A 26,951-nucleotide genomic window follows, 5' to 3' on the forward strand; every position below is an offset into this window, starting at 1 on the left:
ACGTGTGCCGAAACGCTTGAATAATCGTTCTATCTGTATCAAGTTCAGAATGCCTCACGACCGTGCCGGAATCCGGGCGATTTGCGATCAGTGGTGGACCTCGCCCGCCATCACTCGCTCCAGGCGCCGTGCCACGAGTGACAGTGGATAGCTCATCAGCAGGTAAAGTAACGCCGTCATCACCGCGAGTTCGATCCGTGCGCCCGTGCTGTTTGAGAGGATATTGTACTGCTTTGTCAGTTCAACGACCGCAATCGCTGAGCAGATCGAGGTATCCTTGAAGAGTGCGATGAAATCATTGGTTACCGGGGGCAGGGAAATCCGAAGCGCTTGCGGGACAATCACGATCCGCAGCGCCTGCGTGCGAGTCATACCCAGCGCCAGCGATGCCTCCATCTGTCCGCGCGGAATCGCCTGCAAGCCGGCGCGATAAATTTCCGCTTCATACGCCGAGTAATTAATTCCCAAACCAATAACGGCCGCCGTCACGCGATCGAGCCCGCCGATTCCGATAGTTCGGAGCAATTCAGGCAACAGGAAGTAGATTACCAGCAGTTGCAGCATGACGGGGGTTCCACGCAGAATCTCGACGTAGAAACTCAATCCGACGCCAAGCATCTTCGGCCCATACAACCGGCCAAGCGCGACGAGCAGGCCAAGAATGACCGCGATCGGCATGGCCAGGAATGAGAGCTTCAAAGTCGTCCACGCCGCTTCGATCAGCACCGGAGAATAGGTGACGAACGCGCGCCAGCCCCGGACGCTTTCAATGCCAGCCGATTCGGGCCGGGCGTCCAGCAGCCCGTCCTGTGTTCCATTCCAGAGACCGTACTTCTCATAGACCCGCCGCAATCGACCGTCACGAAATGCCGACTCGATGGCACGGTCAATCGCTTCAATCAACCGTGTCTCCCCCATTCGGGCAAACATCACGTAATATCCGCGACCGACCGGATCACCGACGAATCGCAGGTCGCGTCCCTGCGGCAGAGTTCGATAGAAGACTGCAATCGGCAGATCCTGGACCGTCGCGTCGTCGACGCCGGAGGCGGTTTGCAGCATCGCGTTGGTATTGCCGTCATACTCGACGAGCGTCACGCGATCGCCGAACCGACCGCGCACATACGTCGCTGCGGCGGTGCCCTGCATCACACCGATCTTCAGCGCCTCTCCCGGCCGCCCGACTAGGTCGTCCCATGACTGGATGCGCGCGTCGCGCTTCGACGCCAGCAGTTGAAGTTCGTAGATGTAGTAAGGCCGGCTGGCGAGCATCTGGCCGGCTCGCTGCGGAGTCCATTCGTAGCCATTCAGGATGATGTCGATCTCGCCGCTATCGAGAAAGTTTGGCAGCGTGTTCCAGTCAGCCTGATGAAACTCGGCGCGGACGCCCAGTTCCTCGGCGATGATTTCAGACAACTCCACTTCGAAACCGATCATCCGGCGCGGATCGTCCGGATCGGGATAAACGTAAGGACCGCCGCCCTCCTCATCGCCACCCCAGATCAGTTTTCCTCGAGCGCGAACATCATCCAGCGCATCAGCGCGGGCGTTTCCCGCCCCGAGGATCAAGACCAGAATCCCCGCCGCCAATGCCACGATCGCGGAACCGGGAAAGAGGTGCGCCACATGGCCGACGGGATGCACGGATCGCCGCGCCACATACCCGCCGGGCCGATGAAATCGGCATACTGCAATTTCCGAGAATAGACCTCGCAACGACGATTGCACTCCTTTGCCCTGATACGATAGCAATCGCCGGCGCGATCTCAATAAAAAAGCCGGCGAATCTCGATTCACCGGCTTTGAAAGCGTAATGCCGTAATGATCAACGCGCTGCCGCGTGGGACGACCGCGACGACCTGCCGCATCGACGTCGTGTGGACCGCCGAACAGCAGCGAGTCCGGCAAACATCATCGGAGCAAACATCATCGCGCCGTCTCCGCAGACGCCGCACAGCGGCGCCTCCGCGCCGGGACCGTCGTTGTTGTCGTTTGCATTGTTGTTTGCGTTGCCATTTCCATTGCCATTGCCGTTATCGTTGTCGTTATTGTTGTTGTTGTTGTTGTTGTTGTTTCCGTTGTCATTTGATTCGGCGATCTCGTAGCGAAGCACCCGATTGTTCAGCCGATCACCGGCATAGAGATTGCCATCGGCATCGGTCGCCACGCCACCAACGTCCTGCAGACTGTTCGCGCTGACGCCGCCCTTGTTGGCCAGCTTGGTCGTGAAATCACCGTCCTGACCGAGCACCCGATCGGCCACGCTGTTCGTTTCGGGCGTTTCGAACTCCAGTATCCGATTGTTGATGGCGTCCGCGACGTACAGATTCCCGGTCACAGGATCGATTGCGACATAGACCGGCCCGTTCATGCTGGAAGCCGACACGTCCGGATCGTTTGCATTCCCTCCGCTGAAATCCGCCTGGCCATAGACGCGCGTCGCGTTCATATTGTCCGTGAGCGGCGGCTCAAACCGCAGCACGCGGTTGTTACCCTCATCGGCGACATAAACATTGCCGTCCGAATCCACGCCGACCCCGATCGGATTATTAAGTGTATTGGCGCCCGGAACCGGATTGTTGTCGTCCTGGTTTCTTTGAGCCTTAGTCAAATCGACTTGCCCGAGCACCGTATCCGCCTGTTCATCCGTATTGACCGGATCAAGATACACGACCACCCGGTGCAGGAAACGATCGGCAAGATAAAGATTGCCCTGCGCGTCCAGTGCGATGCCGTCCGGGTTTCCCATGTTGAATGCGTTGGCGTTCATGGCATTTGCCTGGTCGTTCTTTGTGAAATCCCCGTTCTGGCCGAAGACCTGAACGGCTTGCATGCCGTTTGTGATGGGCGGATCGTAACGCAGCACGCGCTTGTTGCCGGAATCGGCGACATAGACGCGGCCGTCCGCGTCCACTGCGACGCTTCGCGGGTCGAAAAGGGTTGTCGCGTCAGGCGCATTGTTGCCCCGATTGCTATCCACATCGGTAAAAGTCGCCTGTCCCAGAACGATGTCCGCATTGTCGCCACTTGCGAAACCGGCGGCGCTGGGCCAACTCAACACCCGATTGTTCCCGGAGTCAGCGACCCACAATCGACCGGACGAATCGACAAACAGCCCACGATTTCCGTTGAGACTTCCGGCGCCTGCGCCGCCCTGGTTGATCCCGTTGGTGCTGAAGTCACTCTGGCCGATGACTGCATCCGCTGTGGCATCTTCCGGCGCAGCCCATACGGGGCTTGCCGCCGCTCCGATTGCAAGCAGGGCAATCAGACGGATGATTCGATTTCGCATCACTTTCATCGTTTGCTCTCTCCAAAGATTCTCTCGCAGCCCAAGTTGGATGGGATTGCGCCTCACATCAGATAACGAAAAATCCAACAAACGACCTTCTCCTGTAGTCTTGCTCAGTGTTTCTCAACGGCTCACAACCAAGGACCGGGCAGTTGGGACAGCAACTGCCGCGCCGGGGCGCTCCGAATTCCCAAAACACGTGTTTCATCAGGAAATGCACGACCAGCCGACCGCCGGAGATCGAAATGTGGTAAAGAGCGGGGGATTTTACCCAATTGGGGAATTTCGCAATCGGGGGTTACACCCACCCACCAGCAACCGATTCAGTGACTGGCGCTGGTTAAGATCCGGCGGGACGCGCTTTGGAGACCAGCGGCTCGATGCATACCGCATCGCCCTGTGCGGCACATTTTCCAGCTGCTGATCGTTGTTGCAGGAGATTGATAATCGCGTTGGCCCCCCGCCGAACCGCCACGGCTTTCAGGGCGTTGGTCGCGTCGGTCGGCGTTCGATAGCCCTCGACGAATACCGCTTCGACCTGACGAACGATTTCGTAGCCGGCGACCGACGCCGTCGAGCTGGTCGCGATAATCCCACCCGCCATCAGCCGATCTGATTCCATTTCCTCGTCGCTGTGGCCCCCATAGTTCTGGAGCTTCGGATGAAGTGTCACCGGCTTGCCGCGACGTCGAACGGCGCGGACGAGTCGGCCGACGAATCTGGTCAATCGCTGTAGCACGAGCAAAGCCGCGAGGGCGGCAACAATGAGAATCAGCAGCGGCTTGTTGTTCTGGAGCCAATCCAAGAGGGCTTGCATGGTCTGGTATTCTAACGTCCGGCCTTTTTTCTCAAATGCCGCGTCCGCAAATCCGCGCTCGCGTGGCAATAAGGTCGCGCGCCACGGCCCATGAGTGCGTCAGCTTGCAGAAACGCGGATTACCGGATCGCGGCGAGTTGATTTTTCCCGTCCCAGCCACCTAAAGAATGTCATGGATTAGAGGGCGGCGGGTATTGCGACGCCGGAGATTGAGATTCGGAAAACCAGCCAACCTGCGTACCGGGGGAACGCGCTAACGATGTGTCGGAGCTGCGGGTTCGGATCCGCAAGAAAGCATTCGCCTCTCTAAAACCTGCCCCCTGTCAGGCTGGTCCCCCTGACCAGCCTGTTCATGCCCCGCAGCGATCGAGGCCCTCTCGATTGCGCCATCGTGACGTCGCGTCGAATCACTCATACTCGGCGCGACGTTTTTTTGTCCATTCAATCTACCAGATGATCGCGAATGAGGCCGATTCGGCTTTCCCCGGGGTCGGACCTTTCTCATTCCGAATCGCTCTTGCCAGAACGGATTCGGTGGTCTTTAATACCCGTCCCCCTTAAGTCATCCGAGGCGGATGAATCGCCCCGGACGCACCCAGGCCCCCATCGTCTAGAGGCCTAGGACACCGGCTTTTCATGTCGGCGACAGGGGTTCGAATCCCCTTGGGGGTGCTTTCAGACGAGCCCTTCAGGCCCCACGGCTTGGAGGGTTTTTTTGTTTTTTGGCGACGACCCGACCGGCGCCGCCTCGCCCTCGTCCTTTGCGAACCAGGTCGATCGCTCATCGCCCCGTCTGTCGGTCGTTTCGCCGGCTCCCGGCTGATTCACACGGCGACAGACTTCCCCGGCGTCGTATGACTCTTTCACAGATCGCCAGAGGCGGCGATTCATCACGAGGAAGACTGCCATTGCAACGGCACTCGGAAGCACGATCGGCGGTACCGGGCCCGCATAGGTTTTCATGGCGAAGATTACCGTCGCGGCAGCGACCGCACTGAACAATAGTCCGGCCATTGAGTGCTTCAAGCCAATCTTCGTCTGAGCCCTCATGCAGTTCCCCCTGAAAGGCCACCGGCCGGACGCGGCGTCTCTCAACACCTATCGGCCAAAGCGAGCCGGGAATATCGTTCCAGCCTGCCGGCCGCGGTTGCAGTCCGTCTGTTCAAACATACAAAACGCGCGCGTCCAATCGCGATGGGAGTTGTTATCAGCCGTCCTCCGGTGGGTCCGAGTAGTTTTTTTCTGGACAGGCCTACGGCACCCGATACCATGCCGAACAGTGTCGGGTACTCAATTTTGGTGCGGGTCCATTGCAGGCCGTCTCGCAATTCACTGGCCGCATAGACGGCGTCAGCGATCAGGCCCGGACTGCCGGACAACGGTTGACGAGCCTATCGCGGGCAATGACGGGCTGAGATTTCATTTCAGGAGAGAGTAAGGCATGGATATGAATTGCGGGTATCAACGCGCATCGAGCCGATTCGAAAGGGGTCTCTTTTTCGGGCTTCCGGTGTTTACAGTCGTTGCATTGGCGCTGCTTTCGATCGGGGCTTCGGCGGGTCCGGATAAGCCAGGCAAGCGGTCCATCGAGATTGATGCGGTGTTTTCTCCCGGGGGCGGCTGTGAGGAGCGCATCGCCGAGGAACTGGCATCGGCGGAACAAACAATCCGAATTCAAGCGTACTTCTTCACGTCAAAGCCGATCACGAACGCCGTGGTGAAAGCCAAAAAACGCGGTGTGGACGTCTGCGTGATACTCGACAAGTCTCAGGAGAAAATGACGTACGGCAGCTGGCGAATCCTCCGGCGCGAAGGCGTTCCCGTCCACTTTGACGCCAAACATGCGACAGCGAACAACAAGGTCATCCTGATCGACGACCGCACTGTCATCACCGGCTCATACAACTTCACGAAATCGGCCGAGGAGAAGAACGCCGAGAACATCGTGATTATCAGAAACGCGGACGATGTGTTCGAGAAGTTCCTGAAGAACTTCGACGAGCATCTGAAACACTCCAGGAAATACAGCGGATCCTGACCACAAAGGACCATTTTCCCTTGTGACTTCGAGCGACCGCCGTCAACACGCGGTGCACGTCGAGAGGTGGGCGGATTCTCAAAGGCGAATCGTCAATGTCATGGAGGTCGCCTTGTCAGGGCTTTCGATTCGCATGGGACTGGCTGCCAGGCGCCGAATGATCGCGGCGAGTATCTGCGTCAGAATGTTCACGAGGGTCGCGCCGACCAGCGCGCCAAACATGTTTGTGCAGATGTCGATCGCACTCGGGTAGCGGCCGGGAATAAAGACCTGAGCCCATTCGATTCCGAAACTCAGAATTCCCGCGGCTGCAATGGCGGCGGTGGTCGCCCAGGCCCGTCGAACCCACGTCGCGGCTGTCGCCCAGAAAATTACGCCGGCCGGCACAAACATCATGACGTTGCCGATTACATCGCGAGCGCAAGTCGGCTCAAAACTGATAAAGCGAATCCCGTCGATAAACGACACCTTCGGCGGCGTCCGGTCAAAGGGCATCGGCATTAACGTGCCGAAGCAGATGCCGGCAATGGCCAGCACGCAGAAGATCATCGTCCATTGCCGGATCAATCTGGTATGCGATCGGCTCAACATCGTTCACCCCCGCATCACGCTCGGACAGACTCCTGCTGAACAACGAGGCAATCCGCGCTCCTCTCAAATCCGCGTTGCCACCGGACGACCGGTAAACGTCCATGGGGCCTCGCGACCTGCACACAAACGCCGTAAATACGTCACTGCGATTCGGGTATTGACCAGACGGGATGTGACAGCGCGGTGACTTTCGGCATCATTCGTATATCTTCGCTGAACGGGTCGCGGCGGCACCGCGTCGGATAATTGTTCATTCCCGCGGGTGGTCAGAGCGGCTTGCGGCCTCGGTTCCGGAGTGGGTGCGCATCCGCTACCATTTCGTCGCAATGAAACAGGTCATTATTTATACAGACGGGGCATGTCACGGAAATCCCGGCCCGGGCGGCTGGGCGGCCATTCTGGTGCATGGCACGGCGCGACGTGAAATCTCCGGGGCCGAGCCGGCGACCACCAACAACCGCATGGAAATCCGTGCCGCGATCGAAGCGCTCCGTGCACTCAGGGAACCCTGCGCCGTCGTGCTCTATACCGATTCTGAGTACGTGTGCAAGGCGATGAGCGAGTGGCTGCCGAAGTGGAAAGCCAAAGGCTGGCGCCGCGGCAGAGAGCCGCTGAAGAATGTGGACCTGTGGCAACAGCTGGACGAAGCGGCCTCGCGTCATCAAGTGAAGTGGATGTGGGTGCGCGGTCACGCCGGCCATCCCGAGAACGAACGGTGCGATCAACTGGCCAACGAAGCCACTGCGGCTCTGCGCGACCGCAGTTCAATCTGACGTGACGGGACGTCGCTCCTAACAGCGTGTTGAGTTGCCGATCGAGTTGAGAGGACGATTCATCGTGCATTGCGTGCTCTTCAGTCTCTTTCGTGCGATCTGGCGGATGTTTCGGATGCTGCTGCCGCGCTCGTGGCGAAGAGCTATCGAGTCCTCCACGTTTGCCGGCGGCGTACGTACCACGCTTGGACAAACGAAACAGGAATCTGAGCTGGCGTATTGGCGCAGCCAGCATCGGCAAGGCGGCGGCGTACTGCGCCGTGATGACTACTATCGATCGCTGACGCTCCAAATCGCGGATTGGCAGGATGCGATTCACGTCACAGGCCGCGTTGTCGTTGATATTGGCTGCGGGCCGCGAGGATCGCTGTGCTGGATGAAGCAGGCGCGGCTTCGCATCGGCGTTGATCCGCTCGCCGATGCCTACCGCGAGTTGGGAATAAGCGATCAGCCGATGACTTATCTCGGCGCGGCCGCAGAGCGCCTGCCGCTTGGCGACGAGACGGTGGATATCGTACTGACGGTAAATGCACTGGACCATGTGGATAATGTGGATCAGGCATGTGCGGAAATTCGCCGGATCCTCAAGCCCGGCGGCCTATTTATCGGGTCGATTAACCTGCGCGAAGTGCCGACAGCCACTGAGCCAAGTATCGTGACGCGCGAGCAGGTTGAATCCAACCTGATTGGCGGCTGGCGTATCGAGCGACTGCGTGTCTTCCCGGAATGTGATGTGCCCGGCGACGCTTATCGCTATGCCCGACAAGCCCCCCCGCCGGGTTACCGTGCTGAAATGATGGTACTTTGGTGTCTTGCAAGGAAACCGGAATACGGTCCGCTTGCGGAGCAGTCAGCGACCTCCGGGGCTGCGAATCACGCAGAACTCGGCCGCTGCGATAACGATGCCCATCAGCGTCAGAACGACGATCAGTAGAGCCACTCCCCAGAGCGTCCGAGTTGATTCCGTCAGGGCGACGCGACGACCGAGGGCTTTGGAGAGTCTGCTCGTCACGAAACCGCATACCCAGTTCCAATGCAGGATGAGGTGAATCAGGACAAGAACGGCAAAGACGGCGATCGTGCCGCTGAGGATCTTGATCCAGCCGGTGTATGTCAGACCCCACAGGGTCGTGTCGGCGGCGGAGGCGGGTTCCGGTAGAATGAATTGAACGATCGCCGCAGCAATGAGCACTACCATGAAAGCGATCAGCATGACCCCATCCAAAATGAAGTTGATCGCGCTGGAAGAAAGTTTCCGCCCGGGGCGGCCTGCTTCACGGGTCGGCTCGCGCGAATCCGAAGGCGTGGCGGATTTCGGAATTTCGCCGCTGTTCGTGAGTTGAGACACGCCTGCTAACATCAAATCGGCCGGCACCTTTGACGCAACGGTCGTTTGAGACTTTACGCATATCGGCGGATTCGACTCCAACGGCGTGATTGTGAAAATGGGCATGATTTCAAAGTTCCTCGTTCGGCGGATGCCGTCGCCGGGGATGGGCACCGCTCTTTTTCAGAGTGCGATTTCGCATTTCGCGTTCCTGCCCTTAATTGGACGTCTGGTCGGTCTTTCATCTGTGAATCGACACTCCGCGATGGAGGTCAACGCGAGGGCTGTGGAATTTCCCGCGACCATGGGTGGCAAATCGCGCAAGGCATGTGACACTGCATCCGCTGTAGTGGATCCGGCTGCGGCATAGAAATTGCTGTTGGCTGCCCCGCGGAATTGCTTGGCAGCCAATTTCCGCATTGTACACGCTTCATGCTTCAGCTGTCCGGAGTCGTCTCGAATGAAAATCGCGGCGTCTGACTGAATTTTCGGTTGATTCCTGGACGGAAGCGATTATTTTTTCCGCAGCATTTCGTCAATCGGAGAATCAGATCGGCCTTCGCAATGCGATGGTAATTGCCAAGATGGACAACGACGCAACCCGCATCAAACTGCAAGAGCTAGATGAACTGAAGTCCCGGATTGCTGCGCTCGAATCGGAAGTTACCTATTCCGGCCGTCGCGACGCCTGGGTACCCAAGCAGTATTACACGACCTACCACCTTCTGGCCGGTATGGTGCTCGGGTTGATCGCGGCGGCAGCGAGCCTGCTCTACAACGCAATCGGCGCGACTTTGCTTGGGAAAAACACACTTGAGATCATTCGGGTCTATCTCACGTTTCCGATGGGTGAAAAGGCGCTCTCGTACGATTCGGTGGAAAACGGATTCGCGCTTGCGGCGGGCTGCTGCCTGTATCTGGCCACGGGGGTGATCGGCGGAATTCCGTTTCATCTGATACTGACGCGATACTTCAGCAACGCAAAATTCGGCAGACGGTTTCTGGTCGCAACGCTGCTCGGCGTGGGTGTCTGGATCGTCAACTACTACGGCATCCTGATCTGGTTGCAGCCGATGCTGATCGGCGGAAACTGGATCGTGGAGAAGGTGCCCGTCTTCGTCGCGTTGACCACGCATCTGGTATTCGGCTGGACGATGATGCTGGTGGGGCATTGGGGCGCATTTATTCCGCCGGCCCCGGAGAAGGAGTGAATCTGGTGATGTATCGGCGTTGGATCTGTGTCGGCGCGACATGCCTCGTCATGGCCGCTGCGTGGAGCGGTTGCGGCACGTCCGAAGACGACGGCGAATACGCAAGACCGCAAGACACCGGCCAAGCGCGCTCACACCACATCACACTCGTTGAACAGGGCCGACTGGCTTACGCGACTTATTGCCTCGGCTGCCACGGAGAAAAAGGTGACGGCAACGGCGAATCGGCCAAATTCTTCAGCCCACGTCCTCGCAATTTCACGCTGGGCGAGTTCAAGTTCAGCTCGACGCGATCCGGCGAATTGCCAACTGACGATGACTTGCGTCGCACCATTCGCAACGGCCTGCGAGGCAGTGCGATGCCACCGTTCGATCGGCTGCAGGAAACCACGATCGATGCATTGATCGCCTACCTGAAGACGTTTTCTCCCAAGTGGAGCGAGAACGCACCAGCGAAGTCGATCCCCTTCGTGAATGATCCGTACTTCGGCGAGGAGGACCTTTCCCCGGCCATTGCTCGCGGCGAGTTGATCTATCATGGCTATGCGACATGCTGGACGTGTCATCCATCGTACGTCAGCGGCGAGAAGATCAACGAGTATCGGCGAGCGATCAACGCGCAACCTTACGATGCATTCCGCGAGAACATGGATGACTCCGTCGGAAAGGAAAATACGCAGGGGGAACTCATTTATCCGCCCGATTTCCGACGGGACTTCGTTCGATCCGGCATGAGTGTAAAGGACATCTATCGTTCGATCGCGGCAGGTATCACCGGGACGGCGATGCCGACCTGGGTCGATTCAATGGAACTGCCCAGTCCGAAGGCCGGCGAGCCGCCACTGGTTGAGCCGCCTGATCTCTGGGCAGTTGCCTACTACGTTCATGATCTGATAAAGCGCCGTCCTGCGAAACTTCAAAGCGGAGAGTTCGTCATTCGAGGGCGGAAGCGTGCGATTTATCTGCATGGCGAACCGCCGAAAACCACTGCCGCCCCGGCGAAGGAAGAGGACACTCAGACGGAGCCGACGGACTTCGGTTTCTAGGCATCGGCAGAAGCACAAAGCCGCGTTGACCGAATTGAGTTGAAGCCGTCGCGGTCAATCGAATCCAGGGAAGTGATAATGGCAACAGCGAGTGGCGGAGCGGGAAGAGCAGGCGCAGTCTCATTCCCGAGCGATACATCCAATCTGGTAAACCAGAAGCTTGTCCTGTATTTCATGTTTGCCTCTCTGGCGTACGTGATCGTGGCGATGCTGGCGGGACTGCTGTTCTCACTCCAGCTACTGAACCTGAATCCGTTTGCCGGAGTCGAGTTCTGGTCGCCCGGCCGATGGCGGCTGATTCACACGCAGGGTGTTGCCTACGGATTCATTGCGAACGCGTTTCTTGGAGCGCTGCACTGGGCCGTGCCGCGCTTGACGCTGCGTCCGGTTCTCAGCGAAAAGCTATCATGGTTCATCTTCATCGCGTGGCAGTGCATTGTTGTCGCCACGGTTGCCGGGCTTCTGCTTGGCGAAGCACAGGCGCTTGAATGGGGCGAAACGCCGGTCTGGATTGACCCTGTCGCCCAACTTGGATTGATCCTTGTCGCGATCAATTTTCTCACGCCGATTTTCCAGACAAAAGGTCCAATGTACGTCACACTGTGGTACCTGATCGCGGCGTTCGTATGGACGCCGCTTGTTTACGGCATGGGAAATTTCATTCCGGAGTATGTCATCGGCGGTTCGGCCGCCGGCGCGATCGGCGGCTTGTTTATCCATGATCTTGTGGGACTGTTTGTCACGCCGATCGGCTGGGGGTTGATGTATTATTTTGTTCCAATCATCCTGAAAAAGCCTGTATGGAGTCATGGTTTGTCGCTCGTGGGCTTCTGGGGCCTCGCGTTCTTCTATCCGCTGAACGGCATCCATCATTTCCTCTACAGCCCGATTCCGATGTTCCTCCAATACGGCGCGGTCATTTCGACCATCGCTGTCGAGTTGGTCGTCACCACGGTGATCATCAATTTCTTTGCGACCATCCTCGGTCGGGGCGACGCCCTTAGAACGTCGCTGCCGATTCGCTGGTTTTATATTGGCATGGTGTTCTACTTCACGACCTGCCTACAGTGTTCGTTTCAGGTCACGCTCACTTTTCAGAAGATCATTCATTTCACGGACTGGGTTGTCGGACATGCCCACCTCGTCATGTTTGGTGTCTTCGGCTTCTGGATATTCGGCATGATGACTTATCTTCTGCCGCGAGTGATGGGCGCATCCGGCTGGTACCGTCCCCGCTGGAATCACTGGCATTTCTGGCTCAGCGGAATCGGTATGCTGATCATGTTTGTGGACCTGACCATTGCCGGCCTCATTCAGGGATTTTCCTGGCGCGATCTCGCTCCATGGGAGGACTCGATCATCGCATCGCGGCCGTTCTGGTTGCTGCGAACGATCACTGGCACCGCGATCATCGCGGGGCAGTTTTTCTTTCTTGCGAACACCTGGATGACATGGCGGCACATGCGGGGAGCGCTGCCGTCCCCCAGACCGACGCCGCCGACGGAGACGCCCGGCCGAACAGAGCCGGTGTTGAGCTAGCAAATCGCGGATGGGTCGAATGGACGTCGCGTTGGATGCCAGTCGCGAACTGAAAAAACAGAGAACTGAGAAGCAGCAACTGGAAATCAGGATCCCATGTTCGAATCGAAATCAGGTGTATTTCTTGTAGCCGGTCTGGGGTTCTTCATCCTGGCCTTCGCAGTGATGGGGCTGGTGCCGATCGTGATCTATCACGACGAACCGGAGCTGTCCGTCAAGGAGTTGGCGGAGCAAGGCATCATTCACGAATTCGTCGAACTGGCCGAGAAGTTCCCCGATCAGTTCAAGGAGCATTTCGGCGAGGTAACCACCGACAGCTTCGCCGCTGCGCTGAAGCGGGGCCACAAGATTTACATTGGCGAGGCCTGCTGGCACTGCCACAGCCAGCAGATTCGTCCTGTTTCGAATGAAGACATCCGGTGGGGACCGCGTTCGTACGCCGCTGAGTACCAGAATGTGCTGCAGCGTCCAGTGTTGTTCGGCACGCGCCGTGTCGGTCCTGACCTGATTCGCGAGGGCGCTCGAAAGAGCAATGATTGGCACATCGCGCACTTCTATAAGCCGCGGAGCGTGGCGCCGGTATCAGTGATGCCGGAATATCCGTGGTTCTTCGACAAGTACGGTTATCCAAATCGTGATGGAATGGCAATCATCACCTACATACAATGGCTTGGGAGCTGGCATCAGGACTATCCGTACTGGCGCGGAGAAGGTCCCGGCGGCGGATCGACCATGCCCGCGGCCTCCGCCGAGAAAACGGCTTCCGCAGTCGCAGAGGGAGTTGAATAATGAATCGCCTGGCAGAATCCCGCTCCAAGCGCATCGCCCTGTTGACGATGGCGATTGTGATTCTCGTACCCGGCGCGTATGGATTCGGCGAAAAGCTCGTCCAGTTCATCCGGACCCTGAACACCGAGCAAGGTGCGGGTTTCACGCTGATCCCTATCTCGAACTATTTTCTGGTGGCGGCCGGCATGGCCTGCATGTTGATCTGGGCGATCGCCCACGGCATGTTTCGGGATATTGAGGCGCCGAAATACGACATGCTGGAGCGAGAAGAGGAACTGGATCGCCGCGACGGCATCCGCTGGAGCAAGTGAAAAATGATCCCCGATACCGCCGACGGCTCGACGCCGCAGGACGAAGGCCGCTTCCACACGTATACGACTCACCGAATCCCCTGGTTCGTCCGCGCGATATGGATCGGCTTCTGGATCGGCGCGATCTGGTACGTTATTCGCTATGCGATTCCGATGGCGAAGACATTCTATGAATAAGGGTCTGTCGAGAGGTTCCGGAGGCAGTTGACTTCACCATGGCAGGTCGCCGACAACCCCGCCCAGATCATACTTCTTCGACTCCACAATCGCCGGCGAGTAAACGTGTAGCGTCACGAGATTGACACCCTCCGCTTCACGATTGGCGACCAGATGCAGATCATCCTCATCGACCTGGGTGATTCTGCCTGGCGTGAGTCGGCCAACCTTGTTCACGACGAGCTTTCCGTCGTCTCGTTGCTGAAATTGGACTTCCGTCGCGGCCCCCTGCACCACGCGGACGGCACAATTCGATCCACCGTGATCGTGTATCGGGCTCTGCTGGCCGCTTTTCCAGCAAAGCACCAGCACCTCATAATTCGATCCGACTCGGACGCGATTTCGCAGGTAATGATCCTCACTGAAGGATATCGCTTCGCCGAGATCCTGCGTCGTCACCTCCAGCCGATTCAGTAAGGGCTGTAGTACCTCGGCCGGCACGCGCTCGGCCTCGGAGAAGGAATCGAGTCGATCAATCAATTCAGACAACGAGAGCGAGCCAACCCCGTCCAGCAGGTCCTGCAACGCCGGCCTCTGTGCGTCCTGATTCACAGTTTCCTCGTTTCGAGGCAAGAAGGAGAAATGCGACTCTCGGGTGTAAGAGGCCGGGTAGGTTGACATAGGGTGTCCGAACTCTCCAACTGGGTTGAAACCGGCACTGCAATGACATGCGCGAAGACGGGTCCGAGTTCCTGTTGGCTGTCCGCCGTGTTGTAGAATCCGGAGATGTCAGCACGGCCGCCGTCCCGCTTTCGATCAAATCAGGATATCCAGCGATCCTTGTGCTTTCGTCCGACAGTCGTCGGATAGATCGTGCCGTGGTTGCCACACTTGCGGAGGCGCTTTCCGCTCCTTTTTCGGCACTACTGGAAAACGACCGTCGTCTTCGGGAACTTGAGTCGCTTCGCGAGGCGGCCGAGGCGGATCGGCGCACGCTACTGAGTCGCCTTGGTCGTCGCGAAATCGGAGACCATGTCATTGGAGCCGATACCGGGCTGGCCAATGTCCTAAGCCGGGTGGATATCGTCGCCGGCAGCGATGTGCCCGTACTCATACTCGGCGAAACCGGCACGGGGAAAGAACTTGTCTCTCGCGCAATCCACACGCGATCCCCTCGACACGCGGGCCCTTTCATCCGCGTCAATTGCGGCGCGATTCCTCATGAATTGATCGACTCTCAACTCTTCGGGCACGAACGCGGAAGCTTCACCGGGGCCGTGGACACTCATCGTGGCTGGTTTGAGAGAGCCGATCACGGGACGCTGTTCCTTGACGAAATCGGAGAACTGCCACCGGCAGCACAGGTTCGTCTGCTTCGCGTCATGCAGGACGGCCTTGTCGAGCGAGTCGGGGGGCGCAAGACGATCGCCGTGGATGTTCGCGTGGTGGCTGCAACTCATCGTGATCTGCACGCGATGGTAAAAGCGGGACAGTTTCGTGAGGATCTGTGGTATCGAATCGCGGTTTTTCCGATTCATATTCCGCCGCTGCGCGAACGTCGCGAAGACATCGCGTCGCTTGCTTGTCACTTCGCTGAACGCGCCGCGACGCGATTTGGCCTCGCGCTTGTGATGCCGTCGCCGGAAGACATCCGACAATTGATGCGTTATGCGTGGCCGGGCAATGTACGAGAGCTGGGTACAGTCATCGACCGAGCCGCCCTGCTGGGCAACGGGAAACGGCTCGAAATCGCACTGTCGCTAGGCGGTCACACATCCAGCGAGCCGATTCAATCGTCACTTCCCAGCGAGGAAGCGATCGCCCCAAACGCATCGCCGATAAGTCACGAGGCCATGGCCGAATTTACACCGGCCGTGAATCCAGACGCTACCAGCAACGAGCCCGTCTCAGCCATCGAGCCGCTTAACGATGCCATCCGCCACCACATTGAATCGGCGCTCGAGAAGACGCTTGGGCGCGTCGAAGGCCCGTTCGGCGCCGCCCGGCTGCTTCGGATCAACCCGCGAACTCTTCGATCGAAAATGAGGAAGCTGAAGATCGACTGGCGAACGTTTCGGCAGTCGGAGGCTTGAGGCCGGGCCGGCCTGCGAGGTTTGTGACTGTGGGAAGCTATATGTCCGCAGCATGCTTGCGAAGCACCGGCAATGGAACGCACGCCAGGGCGGCCTCGTTGGTCGCTCCGAGCACGGCATTCGGCGCGACTCCAGCCTGTTGTGCTTCAACCCACCTTAATGCGCAGATGCACCATCGATCGCCTGGTTTCAATCCCGGGAAACCCTGCTCGGGTCTGGGCGTGGATAAGTCATTCCCGCGCGCCTTGCTGAATTCGAGAAACTCGGCCGTCATGACGGCGCAGACTGCATGCAGACCGAGATCTTCGGGCCCGGTCTCGCAACACCCGGTTCGATAGAAACCGGTGCGGGGCGCCATCGAACACGACTCCAGCGGTCCTCCGAGGACGTTGCGCTGCGGCGCATCGGATTCGTCATTTCTCCGGATCATCGGCTGCCTCGGTTTCTGCGTCTTGTCGCGCGCGGCGCGAAATCTGGCAACGACCTCTCCACGGGATATTTCGCTTCGAATTCCGCAGCCAACATGCCATAAATCAAATGATCGACGTAGCGCCCTCGGACGAAGCCATGCTGCCGCTGCCGCCCTTCCAGCGTGAAGCCAATTTTCTCGTACGAACGAATCGCTGCCGTGTTGAAGTCCCATACGCCGAGCTGAATGCGATTCATATTCAACGTGCGAAAGAGATAGTGAAGCAGCAGTACGGTGGCTTCGCTACCAAGACCCTGATTGCGCGACTTTGAATCACCCACGGTAATGCCGAACTCGGCGGTGCGGTCCTTCCATCGGATGCCGCGGAATCCGGTGACACCGATCGGACGATCACCGATTTTCAGGACGATTGCGAAGGCGAAACTCGTCTCGTCCGTGCCGTTTGTCTCAATGAACCGCTGCTCAAACGCCTGCGTAATCGGCCAGTAGCGTTCCAGATTCTCGCGGGTGTTCTCCGGCGCGAACCATTGCCGCAGCAATCGCTCGTCGGACATTTCCAGAGGCCGCAGATAGATGCGCCGACCTTCGAGAAATAGAATTGGAGGCAACTTTTCGTTCGGCATGATCTCCGGTCCACCCATCCGCGTCCATCGGCATCACACCGTCGGTGGTTCAGTGCGCATGATATTGGGTCGGGCGGTGAAACGGAAGGGAAGTCCGGCCGCAAATGGATCTGGCGGAGCCGGGACGCATCAACTTAGAGAGCTTCCGAGACGTGCGTTCACTCCGAGAGACAGGATTACGCGGTACGGGCCGACTGAGAATATGGGCCTTGGCGACATTATCGCCAGATTCTGCAAGAAACTTATTCACTCGCGTCGCGAGCTTCCGGTGCCAGTTCGGATTGCGCGGGCACCGTCATGCCGTCCTGGCGAATCCTATAGGCTGACTCACGAAGAACCTGTGCTGCACGCTCGATCTCGGCAAGCTGATTCTCAATCGATCCAAGATCCACGTCCGTCGAGCCGGTGTAAGTTGATTCACTCCGTTGTGCAAGCGATGCTCGAAGCGTTTCCATCCTCGCCTTCAACAAACCCGCCATCGCGGTATATTCGGCCGCCCGCCTTTCGAGGATGTCAGGTGTATCGGCATTCTTCAACTGATCGGCTCGTGGCCAATCCGCTCCCGCGGCGGCCATCAGACGATACGCGTGCTCCATCGCCTTCGCCTCATTCCTCCGCGAACGGGCTTCGCGTTCAACAATCGCCGCGGACTCCGCGAGCCTGTACGCATCGACAGCGGGACTTGCGTTGATCCAACTGGCCTGATGATTGATCGAACCGAATCCGGCAATCGGTGCGGTCGTACCAAACAGGCTCTCGCTGGACAGATCGCCCGCGCCAAGCGGAGCTTTCGTCGGATGAATCATCTCGACGAAGTCGGCGATAATTCGCTGGGTCATTTCATTTCCGTGGATTCGAAGATCGTTGCCATGTACCTCCGCGAGTACCGGCACGTCCGAGCGAGACATCAGCGCTTTCATCGCTTCCAACTTGGAATCGGGCAACTGGTAGCTTTCGATGCGATCTTCCGCGCTTGCAGTAATCAGTTCGACAAACGCGGCGAAGGCCCGATGCTGTGCGGCGGTACCGTTGAGTGTAATTCCATTCGGCGATTCAACCACGCAGGGAGGCACATCCGACAGAGCCATCAGATTCCAAAGCGCTTCGCGACGGCCTGCTGGAATAGCATAATCGCGGCCATACACCGGAGTCTCGATGACCACTGCCGGAATTGCCGGCTCGCTCGGGGCCACTGGAGCAATGCCTGCAATGGCGGGACTCCTCACGCGGCCATGAATGGTTGACGCGAGACCTGGCAGGATCTCAGCGGCGTGAGCACTCGACGACGAGGCCCCTCTCGCATTGAGCAATTCGGACAGCCGCTTCAGTTCCATGTCCAACCGAGCGATTTGCGCGGCCAGTTCGACATAACTGTCATCCGCCGCTGAAGAGGGTGCAGACTTCGCAGCCGGTGTGGTTAACGATGGAGGCGCGAAAGTCAACGGTGCAGGCGTCGACGGTTCCGACAGGCTGGACGGCCGGGTTTCATGGACTGGCTTGGCGACGCGTTCGGCACCGTGAGACAGATGCGAACGATCAGGCGACACGAGCCAGCCAATCGCCAGGATGCCGGCGGCAGCCACGAATTGAATGCGGGACCGATTCGGGGATACGCGTTGAGTCATCACCATGGTCAGTCTCCTTGCGAATCGTCGGGTGCGCCCCGACGTCATTCCGATCGCGCCAACCGGGGCAGGCGCGACGGGCGGATTGATGAATTGTTTCGTCTGAATCAGTGCTTCCGCATAAGCGCGGCGTCCACCCGGCTGGAGCCATGTTACCCATGCGTCGCAACAGTATTCCGCCTCCTCCTGAAGGCGACCCCGAATCCACCACACCAGAGGATGCCACCAGTAAACGGCGCCGATCCACGATTCGAACCGACAGATCCAGTGATCGTGGCGCCGGAGGTGCGCCAATTCATGACAAAGTACGGCTCGCCGGGCGGCCTGATCCAGCTCACGCCACAGCTGGATGGGCAGAATCAAAGTCGCCGGCCCGTCAAACCAGACCATTGGAGAGACGCGGTCTTCAACGACGATCGTTCGCGGAACGCGTGTCAATCCAACGGCACGGGCCGCCTGCTCAACACCCCTGCGCACATCGGCCGGCGCTTCGACACCGCGTTCAACAATTCGCCGGAACGCACGGCCGCGACGCACACGAAGCATCAACACGACAGACATGCCGGTGATCCATATCGGCAACGGAATTGCCGGAAGGCGAGTGACCGACTCCCATGCCTTCGCCACAGGCCTGATCCAATTGCGAATTTCCGGTGCGAATACGAACTCGCCATAGCGGGCCAGGCCGGAGATCATGTCAACGAACCAAGATTCACGTCGGAGACCTTCCGGGACGTCTGAAGTTCGCATCAGCGGCGCCAATTCCTGAGAGCCCGGATGGCCCTGGAAAATTCGGCGAGCCTCGATGCGAGTCAGTCCGACCGGGGCGGACCATGCGGCGACTTGAAAATCCGGCTGAACGGGCTCAGTCGATTGACAAGCATCCGCCGATGCCACAAGTTCGGCATCACAGATCGAAGGCGACCGCCAATGATCCTCAGCCGGTTCGCAATCCGCCGGTTCGGGCATTGGACGGTCGACACCCTCGGCGGAACCGCCGGACCGCGTCATTCGTTCATAATCTTCTCTGGTCGAGTAATCGAGGGTTGTGGTTGTAAAGGGGCGAACTGTTCCGAGCACGATGATGGAAGGATCGGGTCGCGAAGTGACGGATTCGATCTGCGGCAGGTCGGACTCGCTGACGCCGGAGACAAGGCGTTCATCGGTACCTCGGGATCGCGGCAGTTCGATCGAGTCGCCTGTTCGGGTATCGCAAACACGTTTCGAGGCATCTGCGAACGATCCCGAATTGCTGTCCACCTTTTCAAAAAGGACTGGAGGCAAGGCGCTTCCAACCACCAGCCACAGAAGCAAGGCCAACCACAACGTATGTCGCGTTGTCGGACTTACCGTGCTGCGTCGCGCGACCAGTGCAACGAGCGCCGCAAGCGGAATCAGTACGAGTCCGTTTTGCCAGAGCGAGGTCGACCAGTTCGAAACAGCCAACGCGATCGCTACGACGGCGATCGGCAGAATTCGGAACACTCCGGCCCAAGGTGCCTTGGCGATGCGAGTCATCGTCAGCCCTCCGATTCGGTGCTATCCGGTTTGCCTTTGCGATCAAGGCGATCGACCAATTCGCGCAATTGATCAATCTCGTTCGCGGAAAATCGCTGCGTCTTAATCAGCTGCAAGACCAATTCGCCCGCTGCGCCGTCGTACAACTGCTCAACAAGACTCTTGAGTCGGCTGCGCCGAATTCGATCGCGCGTGAGCGCCGGACGATATATATATGCCATGCCTGATTTGTCACTGGTAACAACGGATTTCTGTTCCAGTCGCGTCAGGAATGTCAGCACGGTTGTGTACGCGATCCTGCGGCCCGAACGGTGCAGATGGGCGTGCACCTGTCTCACAGTGGAAGGTCCTTCATCCCACAGGACGCTGAGTACCTCCAACTCGGACGCGCTGAGATCAACGGGTTTTTCAGGCACTTAATCTCTCCAACCAACTACAGCTGTCGTAATGCTACTACATTAGTCGGAGGATTTCAAGTGTTTCCCCCAGGAAATTATGAAATCCGCGCGAGGAATCATCGCGGGGCCGATGGGCTTGGCAGGAATTCCGTGAAATTCATTCGGGAGAGCGAAAGCGCCGGCAGCGTATTACGTTGCCGCACCCGGCGGCAGACCGGCGCGGTCCCGGCCAGGTCTGATCGTGCGAGATCAACCTGACGAGGATTCACTGACTGTCGCGATGATGGCATCGAGCGCATCCTGAAGCGCCGGATCATCCTGCGAACCGGACACCGTGATGAAAAGGATGTTACCGCTCGAAAGGACCGTGCCGGCGACATAGCTCACTCCGACGCCATCAATCGTCACTTTCTTGCGATCGAATTCGAAACCCTGGCTGTTGGTGACGTTGCCGAGGTTCTCGCTGGCAACGCCCTCCTGAACCTCGCCATTCTGAGGCGAATTGACCTGCACAGACGCGAATCGCTGCGTGGCGCTATCTCGATAGCCGACGTTTGCCAACGACGTTGGATTGGCTACAACGCTGGAACATGTAAACGGCGCGGGAACCGTGAGCGAGAAGCCGAAGAGGCTGCCGTCAAGATCATTCGAGCAGAGGAGGGAGACGCCCTCACCTGTGCAGCCGCCGAGAGTCAGTACGGACAAACAGATCGCAAGACCGTAGTAACGAATCATAGAAGCTCCTAATCAGTCCGGGCGAGGCGACAGCGTCGCCTAAGTCTGTGATGGGATTCCTTGAAAATGCCGTGACCTGGAATTCGCAGGACCCTGCGGGGGGGGCAGAACGTTAATTGTATGATCCCCGCGAATCGTGACCTTTCCCCCCCATTGCGGACGCCTAGGTCACATGGACGCCGAAATGGGCGAGCGCTTCCTTGTCGGTGGGAAAGAATTTGAAAATCTTATCGAGGTTGGTGATGGTGAAAAGTTTCATCAATTCCTTGCGCAATGAGCACATCACCATTTGGCCGTTGATCGCCTTGGCCTTCTTGCTGAGATTGAGCAGCACGCCAAGTGTATGAGACGCAAGAAACTGGACGTTCGTGAAATCGAGGATCAGCTTCTGCTTGTTCTGCTTGTCGGTCAACTCGTACAATTCCTGGCCAATCTGATCGATGACGCGCATTTCGAGAATCGAGGAATCCTGAAATGTGACCACGGTCACATCGGCATAGCTCTGGATGACCAATCTGGCGTTCGCCATTCGCGAAACCCTTTCGTACCAAACTGAATTGTTCCGTCGGGCGTTTACCCCGCAACGTCGGCGGGCTATCCTAATCCAATCGGTCGAATGAGGCGACGCCCTGCATCCGCATGAATACGACAAAGATCATTGCAATCGAGACATCGGGTCGCTGTGGTTCCGTCGCGCTTGCTGAGGGGCCAACGCTGCTGGAGGAAGCCTTGTTCGCGGCCGACCAGGAGCACGCGCGAGATCTGCTGCCGATTATTGATCGACTTACGCGAAACCAGGGATGGCACCCAGACCATATCAACCATTGCTATGTATCGATTGGGCCAGGCAGTTTCACAGGCCTGCGCGTGGCTGTCACGTTCGCACGACATTTGGCGATGACAACCGGCGCCAAGATTTGCGATGTTCCGACGTTGGATGTCGTCGCCCGCAACGGTCTCGACCTGAAGCCCGTCCCGAACCAACTGGCGGTGGTACTGGATGCGAAGCGCCGACAGGTATTTGGCGCCATCTACGAACTCGAAGGCGACGGCTACCGACGAGCGATCGGGCCGCTCCTGATCGAGCCGGCCGCCCTGCTGGCCACGGTGACGCGCGAACTTGTCGTAGTCGGCGAGGGCGTGCCCTATCATGAAGCGGCACTCCGAGCAGGTGGTGTGATCATCGGCGAATCGGCCGCGTGGCGTCCGCGGGCGGCGCAGGTCCATCGTCTGGGCTGGAACGCCGCTCAACGAGGCCAGTTCACGGCTTCCAACGAACTTGTGCCGATGTATGTTCGTCGGCCCGAAGCGGAAGAAATCTGGGAAAAGCGAACTGGAGCCGGGCAGTCGGTCGCGGAATCCGCGACAAAGCCGATCATACGAAGCTGAGAAGCAAATCGCGAATCAGAGTATTAATCGGAAGTGTGATGGACGAGAAGGCCCATCGCAGGCCGAAAAGCCCCAGTTCCTCACGACAGGCGGACACCTGCATGGCCGAGCCAACCGTGAGTACCGCCATCGCTATCCATTTGCGGCGATAAAGTCTTGCCATACGGTTTTTGAGAATCGGCGCCATCTGAATTACTCTCCGGCGAATCGCGGTGCATACAGCGCGACCGCGAATTTCGCGTCTCATGCGCTGTCGCGTGTGACGACTTCGTAATTTTCCCGTTCGCCCCGGCCTCGTAAGGGGTAGTCCTTGCGCAGGGGGTTTGCCTCAAATCCGTCCCACGTGAGAATTCGGCGCAAGTCGGGATGCCCTTCGAAGACAATTCCGAACATGTCATAGACTTCCCGTTCCATCCAATTCGCGCCAGGCCAGATCGGAGTCACCGACGGCAACGCCAGGGCGGGTTCGTTGAGAAAGACCTTGATCCAGAGTCGGTGTCCGTGCGTAATCGATAAGATCGAGTAGTTCACGCCAAATCGATCAACCGCGCCGGGGAAATTCAGATAGTCCACACAGGTCAGGTCGATCAGTTGTTCGAAGCGGCACGCGGAGTCATCATGAAGCCAGGTCATGATCTCCACCAGGTCCGACGGCACCACGCGCAGATAGAACTGATCCCCCGGCCCGCTGGCCCGCATCATCAGCGGAGCGGCCTCGTAGTTGCGGCCGGGGAATTTTGCGTTCAACGCACTGGCAATGTCGGCTGCACTCGCCATCGTCCTTAACCCTTCGACACCGACTGAACATTCAATTGATATGTCGGCTCCACCACCATGCGCAGGCCGCGGCCACGCGACGCGCTATCCCTAATTCCGTCCTTTTCGATTTTTCGCTGGATCGCCATGACTCCCTCGATCAGCGTCTCGGGTCTCGGCGGACAACCCGGTACATACACATCGACCGGCAGGAACTGATCGACACCCTGAACGACCGCGTAGGTATCGAACACGCCGCCCGTGGAAGCGCAGGCACCCATCGAAATCACCCATTTGGGCTCGGTGATCTGTTTGTAGATGCGCTGGAGCACCGGCATCATCTTGATTGCGACGCGCCCGGCGCAGATGAGCAGATCACTCTGACGCGGACTGAAGCGCATCACCTCTGCGCCGAAACGGGCCAGATCGTAACGGCTGGAAGCCGTGGCCATCAGTTCGATCCCGCAGCACGCCGTCGCGAACGGCAGCGGCCAGACAGAGTTTTTTCGTGACCAGTTGATGCCGTTCTTTCGGAAGAAGTCCACCAGGTCGGACAGTCGCGTGGTGAGCGTGTCGCCCCCGGTCATGTTGTGCGGATCAGTCTGATGCTTCTGCATAGGATCAATCCTCGCGAACTAGCGAGCGGGCTGCGGCGCGATTATTGATAGTCAAGGATGCCCTTGCCCCATTCATAGAGCAGCCCCAAGACGAGGTACGCCGCGAAGATCATCATTACCCAGAACAGCATCGGCAGGCTGGCTGCGACGGCCGGGTCGGTTGAACCCTGCGCATCCAGAAACGCCATGGCCCAGGGGTACATGAAGATCAATTCCACGTCAAAAATCAGGAACATCATCGCGACAAGGTAAAACTTCACATTGAACCGCCGCCGGGCGTCACCGATGGCGGGCATGCCGGATTCATATGAGGAGTCCTTCTCAGAGCCGACGCGCTTTTCCTTGGGCACGAAATGGGTCAGCAGAAGTATGATCACGCCGACCGCTGACACGCCAAGCAGCAGGATGCCGATCGGTCCGTACCCCAAGTCGCTCGCTGCTAAGACTGGTTCGAGTGCTTCAGTGGCCATCGCCGGAATCCATTTTATCAGTAACATCAACCGCGGACGTTCAGGGCATTAGTCCGCGGCGACCGTGATTTCCGTGATTTCATACTCCGCTTCCGACTTTCCATCAAACGAAAGGCGCACTTTGTCTCCGAGCCGTTGCCCGAGAATCTGCCGTGCAATCGGGGTCTGATAGGAATACATCCTCCGGTTCATGTCGCCATCGCCAACGCCCATGATCATGAGCGAAATGGAGTCGGAACCGGAGAGACTTCTCAGCACCACGCGCTGCCCGATACTGACGTGATCGGTCGGCACCTTGGCCGGATCGATGAGCTTCGCCTTCGCAAGCTCGGCATTGATTTTTGCGACCCGAGCGCGAAGCAGATCGCGCTCTTCGAGGGCGTACTTATACTCCGAGTTTTCGCTCAAATCGCCACGAGAAGCGGCTTCGCCGATTGCCTTCGCGTTTTCCCGCATTTTGACATTGACGATCTCGTCCAATTCGGCTTCCTTGGCGCGAAGACCATCCGAACTGAAGTAAAGTGAGGATTCGTCATCCCATGCCGGCACCTCGACCTTGACGTAGAGCTTCGGAAATGCATCGCTCAGCATGGAGGTCATCTCGGCCTGCACGCTGGGGCCGAGGCCCTCCGCTCGCTCAATTTGACGCCGGAAAGCCTGAGCCATCGAGAGGTCCATGAGTTTCAGACACTCGCGGAAACGACCGTAGTTTTTTGCGCCGATTCCGCTTCGCACCTTGGCTCTCATTTCATTGACGGTCTGTCCGGCCGCCTTGCCCTCCGAATGCCGGGCCGGTCCGACGATCGTCAGAATGATCCCGAACAATTCCAGGGCCGGCGGAATTGGGAGCGGCAGGTTCACGGCAGGCCCCTTCCAGATCCACATAACGGCGTCGGTATGGCGACCAGGATCAGACAAGGCTCGCTCGACGATGTTCACCAGCAATTCGCCGCGACCGGCCTTCTCAACTCTCTTCGCAAGCGTGTCGCATTGACCCGCTGGAGCATACAGAATCATTTCGGCGAAAAACTCCGGCCACTTTTCGGGGAATGCCTGTTCCACAACAGTCGCTGCCAACCCCCAAAGCCGAGCATCCGGAATCGCGGCGATGTCGGATACCGGCGCCTCCGACGTTCGAATCATTTCGATCGCCGTACCGTGCGCTGTGGTGGATATCGGCAAGCCGTCGGACGCGAGGCGTTCGATCACGAGGGCCGTCGCGAAGGCATTTTCATGATCGTGGTGGCGACGGAAGCGGTCGATACGATCCGTGAGCGACTTCTGTACGCGATTGAGGAAATCGGCGTCCGGCTCTCGCTGGTGCGATTTCGAATCGCGGAGGTATGCCTCAAGTATCTCGAGCCATTGTCGCGGCTGATCGGCCGAGGAAAAAAGCGACCATGCCTCCTGTTCCGGTGACTGACCGACCGGGTCGTAGATGAGGAACATCGGCGAACGACCCTCAATTCGCAGATTAGGCGACTTCTTGAGAGCATTTCGCAGCTTGTTCCACCAATCTGTCCATTTATTCGACGGAAGGTACCGCGGGACAAGCAGCAATTTGATCTGGTCGCGATCGATCTGATTGCGGTGACAGCGGCATATTCCGATCGCGAGCTTGACCGGGTCTTTCTCAAGCAGTTCCGCAACACGGCTGGGGTTCAACTGTTGCAGGACAACGAAGTCGTTCTCGTCAGCGGGGTCAAAATCGTTCACCAATTCGGGCAGTGGTAAAGTGCGTTTACCCCGCGAGGTCCGGAGCGTGAACTCTTCAGCCTCAAAATCCGCCTCGACGATCTGCGCGGCCTCTTCTTCTGCTCGATGGCGGAGGTATGCGCCTTCGGCCAACCGCAGGCCCACGTCAAGATACCGCAGTGCACGGCGTACCGACTTCCCAGCCTGAAGGCCGGATTTCTCCACCCATCGTTCCAGATCGGGGTGCTCGCTATGGGTCTGCTTATAAAGCGAAAGAATCTCGCTGCGGAGTTGCTCCCCATCCGGCAAACGTAGCAAGAGTCCGCGACCCAGTTGGAGTGCGTCCCGCGCGGAGTACTTCTCCTTCATCGTGGACAGCCAAGCCCAGCCCATCGATTCGGCCAATTTGCCCTGGCCCGCTTCGACGGCCGCGTCAATGACGCCAAGCAATTCGTCGGGCTCCGTCACCGGCTCGGCAATGACCGATAACCATTCGGATTCGACCTCAGGCCAGCGTTTTGCGTTTGCGTGTGATTTGAGCTCGTCGTATCCCATCAGCTTCACCCTGACACCTCGCTAAAACGCAAGATTGTCGCAGAGATCGGCCGACTTGTCGAGACGCACCGCTCCAGGGAGCGCCAAGGGGCGTGCACCACGCATCGAACGTAACGATCGATCGATCAGACCAGAAAGGTCTTGAACCGACGAGTGG

At 58.3% G+C, this 26,951-nt stretch carries 29 protein-coding genes and 1 tRNA gene; 12 read left to right on the forward strand and 18 right to left on the reverse strand.

Annotated elements, in window-relative coordinates; translation table 11 throughout:
* Positions 1 to 87: 87 nt before the first annotated feature.
* From KF841_16510 to KF841_16520, 3 genes are all read right to left on the reverse strand, one after another.
* Positions 88 to 1,716, reverse strand: a complete 1,629-nt coding sequence (locus tag KF841_16510; GenBank protein ID MBX3396959.1) for an ABC transporter permease subunit — start codon at positions 1,714 to 1,716, stop codon at positions 88 to 90.
* Positions 1,717 to 1,825: 109 nt separating this feature from the next.
* On the reverse strand, positions 1,826 to 3,301 hold the full coding sequence (locus KF841_16515) for an NHL repeat-containing protein (protein ID MBX3396960.1): 1,476 nt from the start codon (positions 3,299 to 3,301) through the stop codon (positions 1,826 to 1,828).
* A gap of 331 nt (positions 3,302 to 3,632) precedes the next feature.
* Positions 3,633 to 4,109 (reverse strand): hypothetical protein, encoded by a 477-nt coding sequence (locus KF841_16520; GenBank protein MBX3396961.1) that lies wholly within the window; start codon positions 4,107 to 4,109, stop codon positions 3,633 to 3,635.
* Between the two features lie 599 nt (positions 4,110 to 4,708).
* On the opposite strand from KF841_16520, the gene KF841_16525 reads away from it, so the two are divergent.
* Positions 4,709 to 4,781, forward strand: a tRNA-Glu gene (locus KF841_16525).
* Between the two features lie 3 nt (positions 4,782 to 4,784).
* On the opposite strand, the gene KF841_16530 is transcribed toward KF841_16525, so the two are convergent.
* The gene (locus KF841_16530) at positions 4,785 to 5,123 is read right to left on the reverse strand and encodes a hypothetical protein (GenBank protein MBX3396962.1); all 339 of its coding nucleotides are present in this window, start codon (positions 5,121 to 5,123) and stop codon (positions 4,785 to 4,787) included.
* A 427-nt stretch (positions 5,124 to 5,550) separates the two neighbouring features.
* On the opposite strand from KF841_16530, the gene KF841_16535 reads away from it, so the two are divergent.
* Positions 5,551 to 6,147, forward strand: a complete 597-nt coding sequence (locus KF841_16535) for a phospholipase D family protein (protein ID MBX3396963.1) — start codon at positions 5,551 to 5,553, stop codon at positions 6,145 to 6,147.
* A 78-nt stretch (positions 6,148 to 6,225) separates the two neighbouring features.
* On the opposite strand, the gene KF841_16540 is transcribed toward KF841_16535, so the two are convergent.
* On the reverse strand, positions 6,226 to 6,738 hold the full coding sequence (locus KF841_16540; GenBank protein ID MBX3396964.1) for a VanZ family protein: 513 nt from the start codon (positions 6,736 to 6,738) through the stop codon (positions 6,226 to 6,228).
* Between the two features lie 326 nt (positions 6,739 to 7,064).
* Between KF841_16540 and rnhA the strand changes: the two genes are divergently transcribed.
* Positions 7,065 to 7,511, forward strand: a complete 447-nt coding sequence (rnhA, locus tag KF841_16545) for a ribonuclease HI (protein MBX3396965.1) — start codon at positions 7,065 to 7,067, stop codon at positions 7,509 to 7,511.
* 115 nt (positions 7,512 to 7,626) lie between these two features.
* Positions 7,627 to 8,445 carry a class I SAM-dependent methyltransferase gene (locus KF841_16550; GenBank protein MBX3396966.1) on the forward strand — a complete coding sequence of 273 codons (819 nt, stop codon included), beginning with the start codon at positions 7,627 to 7,629 and terminating at the stop codon, positions 8,443 to 8,445.
* On the opposite strand, the gene KF841_16555 is transcribed toward KF841_16550, so the two are convergent.
* A complete protein-coding gene (locus KF841_16555) occupies positions 8,362 to 8,964 on the reverse strand; it encodes a DUF4405 domain-containing protein (protein MBX3396967.1) in 603 nt (200 codons plus the stop codon). The genes KF841_16550 and KF841_16555 overlap by 84 nt on opposite strands.
* Positions 8,965 to 9,422: 458 nt before the next feature.
* Between KF841_16555 and KF841_16560 the strand changes: the two genes are divergently transcribed.
* The 6 genes from KF841_16560 (at position 9,423) to KF841_16585 (ending at position 13,911) form a co-directional block, all read left to right on the forward strand.
* Positions 9,423 to 10,049, forward strand: coding sequence for a hypothetical protein (locus KF841_16560; GenBank protein MBX3396968.1), 627 nt, complete (start codon positions 9,423 to 9,425; stop codon positions 10,047 to 10,049).
* A gap of 8 nt (positions 10,050 to 10,057) precedes the next feature.
* Positions 10,058 to 11,095 carry a cytochrome c gene (locus KF841_16565; GenBank protein ID MBX3396969.1) on the forward strand — a complete coding sequence of 346 codons (1,038 nt, stop codon included), beginning with the start codon at positions 10,058 to 10,060 and terminating at the stop codon, positions 11,093 to 11,095.
* 78 nt (positions 11,096 to 11,173) lie between these two features.
* Positions 11,174 to 12,634, forward strand: coding sequence for a cbb3-type cytochrome c oxidase subunit I (locus tag KF841_16570; protein MBX3396970.1), 1,461 nt, complete (start codon positions 11,174 to 11,176; stop codon positions 12,632 to 12,634).
* 96 nt (positions 12,635 to 12,730) lie between these two features.
* Positions 12,731 to 13,423, forward strand: a complete 693-nt coding sequence (locus tag KF841_16575) for a cbb3-type cytochrome c oxidase subunit II (protein ID MBX3396971.1) — start codon at positions 12,731 to 12,733, stop codon at positions 13,421 to 13,423.
* Positions 13,423 to 13,734 (forward strand): hypothetical protein, encoded by a 312-nt coding sequence (locus KF841_16580; GenBank protein ID MBX3396972.1) that lies wholly within the window; start codon positions 13,423 to 13,425, stop codon positions 13,732 to 13,734. Before KF841_16575 ends, KF841_16580 begins: the two co-directional genes overlap by 1 nt.
* Positions 13,735 to 13,737: 3 nt before the next feature.
* A complete protein-coding gene (locus KF841_16585) occupies positions 13,738 to 13,911 on the forward strand; it encodes a hypothetical protein (protein ID MBX3396973.1) in 174 nt (57 codons plus the stop codon).
* Positions 13,912 to 13,944: 33 nt separating this feature from the next.
* Here the strand turns inward: KF841_16585 and KF841_16590 are convergent, their stop codons facing one another.
* Positions 13,945 to 14,502 (reverse strand): cysteine dioxygenase family protein, encoded by a 558-nt coding sequence (locus KF841_16590; protein MBX3396974.1) that lies wholly within the window; start codon positions 14,500 to 14,502, stop codon positions 13,945 to 13,947.
* A gap of 116 nt (positions 14,503 to 14,618) precedes the next feature.
* Here KF841_16590 and KF841_16595 point away from each other — a divergent pair, with 116 nt between their 5' ends.
* Positions 14,619 to 15,983 (forward strand): sigma 54-interacting transcriptional regulator, encoded by a 1,365-nt coding sequence (locus KF841_16595; GenBank protein MBX3396975.1) that lies wholly within the window; start codon positions 14,619 to 14,621, stop codon positions 15,981 to 15,983.
* Between the two features lie 37 nt (positions 15,984 to 16,020).
* On the opposite strand, the gene KF841_16600 is transcribed toward KF841_16595, so the two are convergent.
* The 6 genes from KF841_16600 to KF841_16625 all read right to left on the reverse strand — a co-directional run bounded on the left by KF841_16600 (position 16,021) and on the right by KF841_16625 (position 21,841).
* Complete coding sequence (locus tag KF841_16600; protein ID MBX3396976.1) at positions 16,021 to 16,413, reverse strand: DUF2237 domain-containing protein; 393 nt, start codon at positions 16,411 to 16,413, stop codon at positions 16,021 to 16,023.
* A complete protein-coding gene (locus KF841_16605) occupies positions 16,410 to 17,054 on the reverse strand; it encodes a GNAT family N-acetyltransferase (GenBank protein MBX3396977.1) in 645 nt (214 codons plus the stop codon). The genes KF841_16600 and KF841_16605 overlap by 4 nt, the downstream gene beginning before the upstream one ends.
* A gap of 224 nt (positions 17,055 to 17,278) precedes the next feature.
* Positions 17,279 to 20,179, reverse strand: coding sequence for a M56 family metallopeptidase (locus KF841_16610; protein MBX3396978.1), 2,901 nt, complete (start codon positions 20,177 to 20,179; stop codon positions 17,279 to 17,281).
* A 2-nt stretch (positions 20,180 to 20,181) separates the two neighbouring features.
* Positions 20,182 to 20,595 (reverse strand): BlaI/MecI/CopY family transcriptional regulator, encoded by a 414-nt coding sequence (locus KF841_16615; protein ID MBX3396979.1) that lies wholly within the window; start codon positions 20,593 to 20,595, stop codon positions 20,182 to 20,184.
* A 231-nt stretch (positions 20,596 to 20,826) separates the two neighbouring features.
* Positions 20,827 to 21,312, reverse strand: a complete 486-nt coding sequence (locus KF841_16620) for a hypothetical protein (GenBank protein ID MBX3396980.1) — start codon at positions 21,310 to 21,312, stop codon at positions 20,827 to 20,829.
* Positions 21,313 to 21,475: 163 nt separating this feature from the next.
* Positions 21,476 to 21,841, reverse strand: a complete 366-nt coding sequence (locus tag KF841_16625; GenBank protein MBX3396981.1) for an STAS domain-containing protein — start codon at positions 21,839 to 21,841, stop codon at positions 21,476 to 21,478.
* A 110-nt stretch (positions 21,842 to 21,951) separates the two neighbouring features.
* Between KF841_16625 and tsaB the strand changes: the two genes are divergently transcribed.
* Entirely contained in the window at positions 21,952 to 22,701 is a 750-nt protein-coding gene (gene tsaB, locus KF841_16630) for a tRNA (adenosine(37)-N6)-threonylcarbamoyltransferase complex dimerization subunit type 1 TsaB (protein MBX3396982.1), read from the forward strand.
* On the opposite strand, the gene KF841_16635 is transcribed toward tsaB, so the two are convergent.
* The 5 genes from KF841_16635 to KF841_16655 all read right to left on the reverse strand — a co-directional run bounded on the left by KF841_16635 (position 22,688) and on the right by KF841_16655 (position 26,803).
* The gene (locus KF841_16635; GenBank protein MBX3396983.1) at positions 22,688 to 22,888 is read right to left on the reverse strand and encodes a hypothetical protein; all 201 of its coding nucleotides are present in this window, start codon (positions 22,886 to 22,888) and stop codon (positions 22,688 to 22,690) included. The two genes, tsaB and KF841_16635, sit on opposite strands and share 14 nt — an antisense overlap.
* A gap of 56 nt (positions 22,889 to 22,944) precedes the next feature.
* Complete coding sequence (locus KF841_16640) at positions 22,945 to 23,478, reverse strand: NADH-quinone oxidoreductase subunit C (protein MBX3396984.1); 534 nt, start codon at positions 23,476 to 23,478, stop codon at positions 22,945 to 22,947.
* 5 nt (positions 23,479 to 23,483) lie between these two features.
* Positions 23,484 to 24,044 carry an NADH-quinone oxidoreductase subunit NuoB gene (nuoB, locus tag KF841_16645; protein MBX3396985.1) on the reverse strand — a complete coding sequence of 187 codons (561 nt, stop codon included), beginning with the start codon at positions 24,042 to 24,044 and terminating at the stop codon, positions 23,484 to 23,486.
* 71 nt (positions 24,045 to 24,115) lie between these two features.
* The gene (locus KF841_16650) at positions 24,116 to 24,544 is read right to left on the reverse strand and encodes an NADH-quinone oxidoreductase subunit A (GenBank protein ID MBX3396986.1); all 429 of its coding nucleotides are present in this window, start codon (positions 24,542 to 24,544) and stop codon (positions 24,116 to 24,118) included.
* A 48-nt stretch (positions 24,545 to 24,592) separates the two neighbouring features.
* A complete protein-coding gene (locus KF841_16655; GenBank protein MBX3396987.1) occupies positions 24,593 to 26,803 on the reverse strand; it encodes a GreA/GreB family elongation factor in 2,211 nt (736 codons plus the stop codon).
* Positions 26,804 to 26,951 lie beyond the last annotated feature (148 nt).

It is taken from the genome of Phycisphaerae bacterium (genome assembly GCA_019636475.1).
Taxonomy (GTDB): Bacteria; Planctomycetota; Phycisphaerae; order UBA1845; family UTPLA1; genus JADJRI01.

Bases quoted from the DNA above. Each gene is read 5' to 3' on its own strand.
- KF841_16595 (MBX3396975.1), top strand. From the start codon at position 14,619: ATGCGCGAAGACGGGTCCGAGTTCCTGTTGGCTGTCCGCCGTGTTGTA.
- KF841_16540 (MBX3396964.1), bottom strand. From the start codon at position 6,738: ATGTTGAGCCGATCGCATACCAGATTGATCCGGCAATGGACGATGATC.
- KF841_16570 (MBX3396970.1), top strand. From the start codon at position 11,174: ATGGCAACAGCGAGTGGCGGAGCGGGAAGAGCAGGCGCAGTCTCATTC.
- tsaB (MBX3396982.1), top strand. From the start codon at position 21,952: ATGAATACGACAAAGATCATTGCAATCGAGACATCGGGTCGCTGTGGT.
- KF841_16635 (MBX3396983.1), bottom strand. From the start codon at position 22,888: ATGGCGCCGATTCTCAAAAACCGTATGGCAAGACTTTATCGCCGCAAA.
- KF841_16620 (MBX3396980.1), bottom strand. From the start codon at position 21,312: ATGATTCGTTACTACGGTCTTGCGATCTGTTTGTCCGTACTGACTCTC.
- KF841_16650 (MBX3396986.1), bottom strand. From the start codon at position 24,544: ATGGCCACTGAAGCACTCGAACCAGTCTTAGCAGCGAGCGACTTGGGG.
- KF841_16575 (MBX3396971.1), top strand. From the start codon at position 12,731: ATGTTCGAATCGAAATCAGGTGTATTTCTTGTAGCCGGTCTGGGGTTC.
- rnhA (MBX3396965.1), top strand. From the start codon at position 7,065: ATGAAACAGGTCATTATTTATACAGACGGGGCATGTCACGGAAATCCC.
- KF841_16605 (MBX3396977.1), bottom strand. From the start codon at position 17,054: ATGGGTGGACCGGAGATCATGCCGAACGAAAAGTTGCCTCCAATTCTA.
- KF841_16600 (MBX3396976.1), bottom strand. From the start codon at position 16,413: ATGATCCGGAGAAATGACGAATCCGATGCGCCGCAGCGCAACGTCCTC.
- KF841_16585 (MBX3396973.1), top strand. From the start codon at position 13,738: ATGATCCCCGATACCGCCGACGGCTCGACGCCGCAGGACGAAGGCCGC.
- KF841_16610 (MBX3396978.1), bottom strand. From the start codon at position 20,179: ATGACTCGCATCGCCAAGGCACCTTGGGCCGGAGTGTTCCGAATTCTG.
- KF841_16535 (MBX3396963.1), top strand. From the start codon at position 5,551: ATGGATATGAATTGCGGGTATCAACGCGCATCGAGCCGATTCGAAAGG.
- nuoB (MBX3396985.1), bottom strand. From the start codon at position 24,044: ATGACCGGGGGCGACACGCTCACCACGCGACTGTCCGACCTGGTGGAC.
- KF841_16565 (MBX3396969.1), top strand. From the start codon at position 10,058: ATGTATCGGCGTTGGATCTGTGTCGGCGCGACATGCCTCGTCATGGCC.
- KF841_16520 (MBX3396961.1), bottom strand. From the start codon at position 4,109: ATGCAAGCCCTCTTGGATTGGCTCCAGAACAACAAGCCGCTGCTGATT.
- KF841_16555 (MBX3396967.1), bottom strand. From the start codon at position 8,964: ATGCCCATTTTCACAATCACGCCGTTGGAGTCGAATCCGCCGATATGC.
- KF841_16625 (MBX3396981.1), bottom strand. From the start codon at position 21,841: ATGGCGAACGCCAGATTGGTCATCCAGAGCTATGCCGATGTGACCGTG.
- KF841_16640 (MBX3396984.1), bottom strand. From the start codon at position 23,478: ATGGCGAGTGCAGCCGACATTGCCAGTGCGTTGAACGCAAAATTCCCC.
- KF841_16580 (MBX3396972.1), top strand. From the start codon at position 13,423: ATGAATCGCCTGGCAGAATCCCGCTCCAAGCGCATCGCCCTGTTGACG.
- KF841_16515 (MBX3396960.1), bottom strand. From the start codon at position 3,301: ATGAAAGTGATGCGAAATCGAATCATCCGTCTGATTGCCCTGCTTGCA.
- KF841_16530 (MBX3396962.1), bottom strand. From the start codon at position 5,123: ATGGCCGGACTATTGTTCAGTGCGGTCGCTGCCGCGACGGTAATCTTC.
- KF841_16550 (MBX3396966.1), top strand. From the start codon at position 7,627: ATGCTGCTGCCGCGCTCGTGGCGAAGAGCTATCGAGTCCTCCACGTTT.
- KF841_16560 (MBX3396968.1), top strand. From the start codon at position 9,423: ATGGACAACGACGCAACCCGCATCAAACTGCAAGAGCTAGATGAACTG.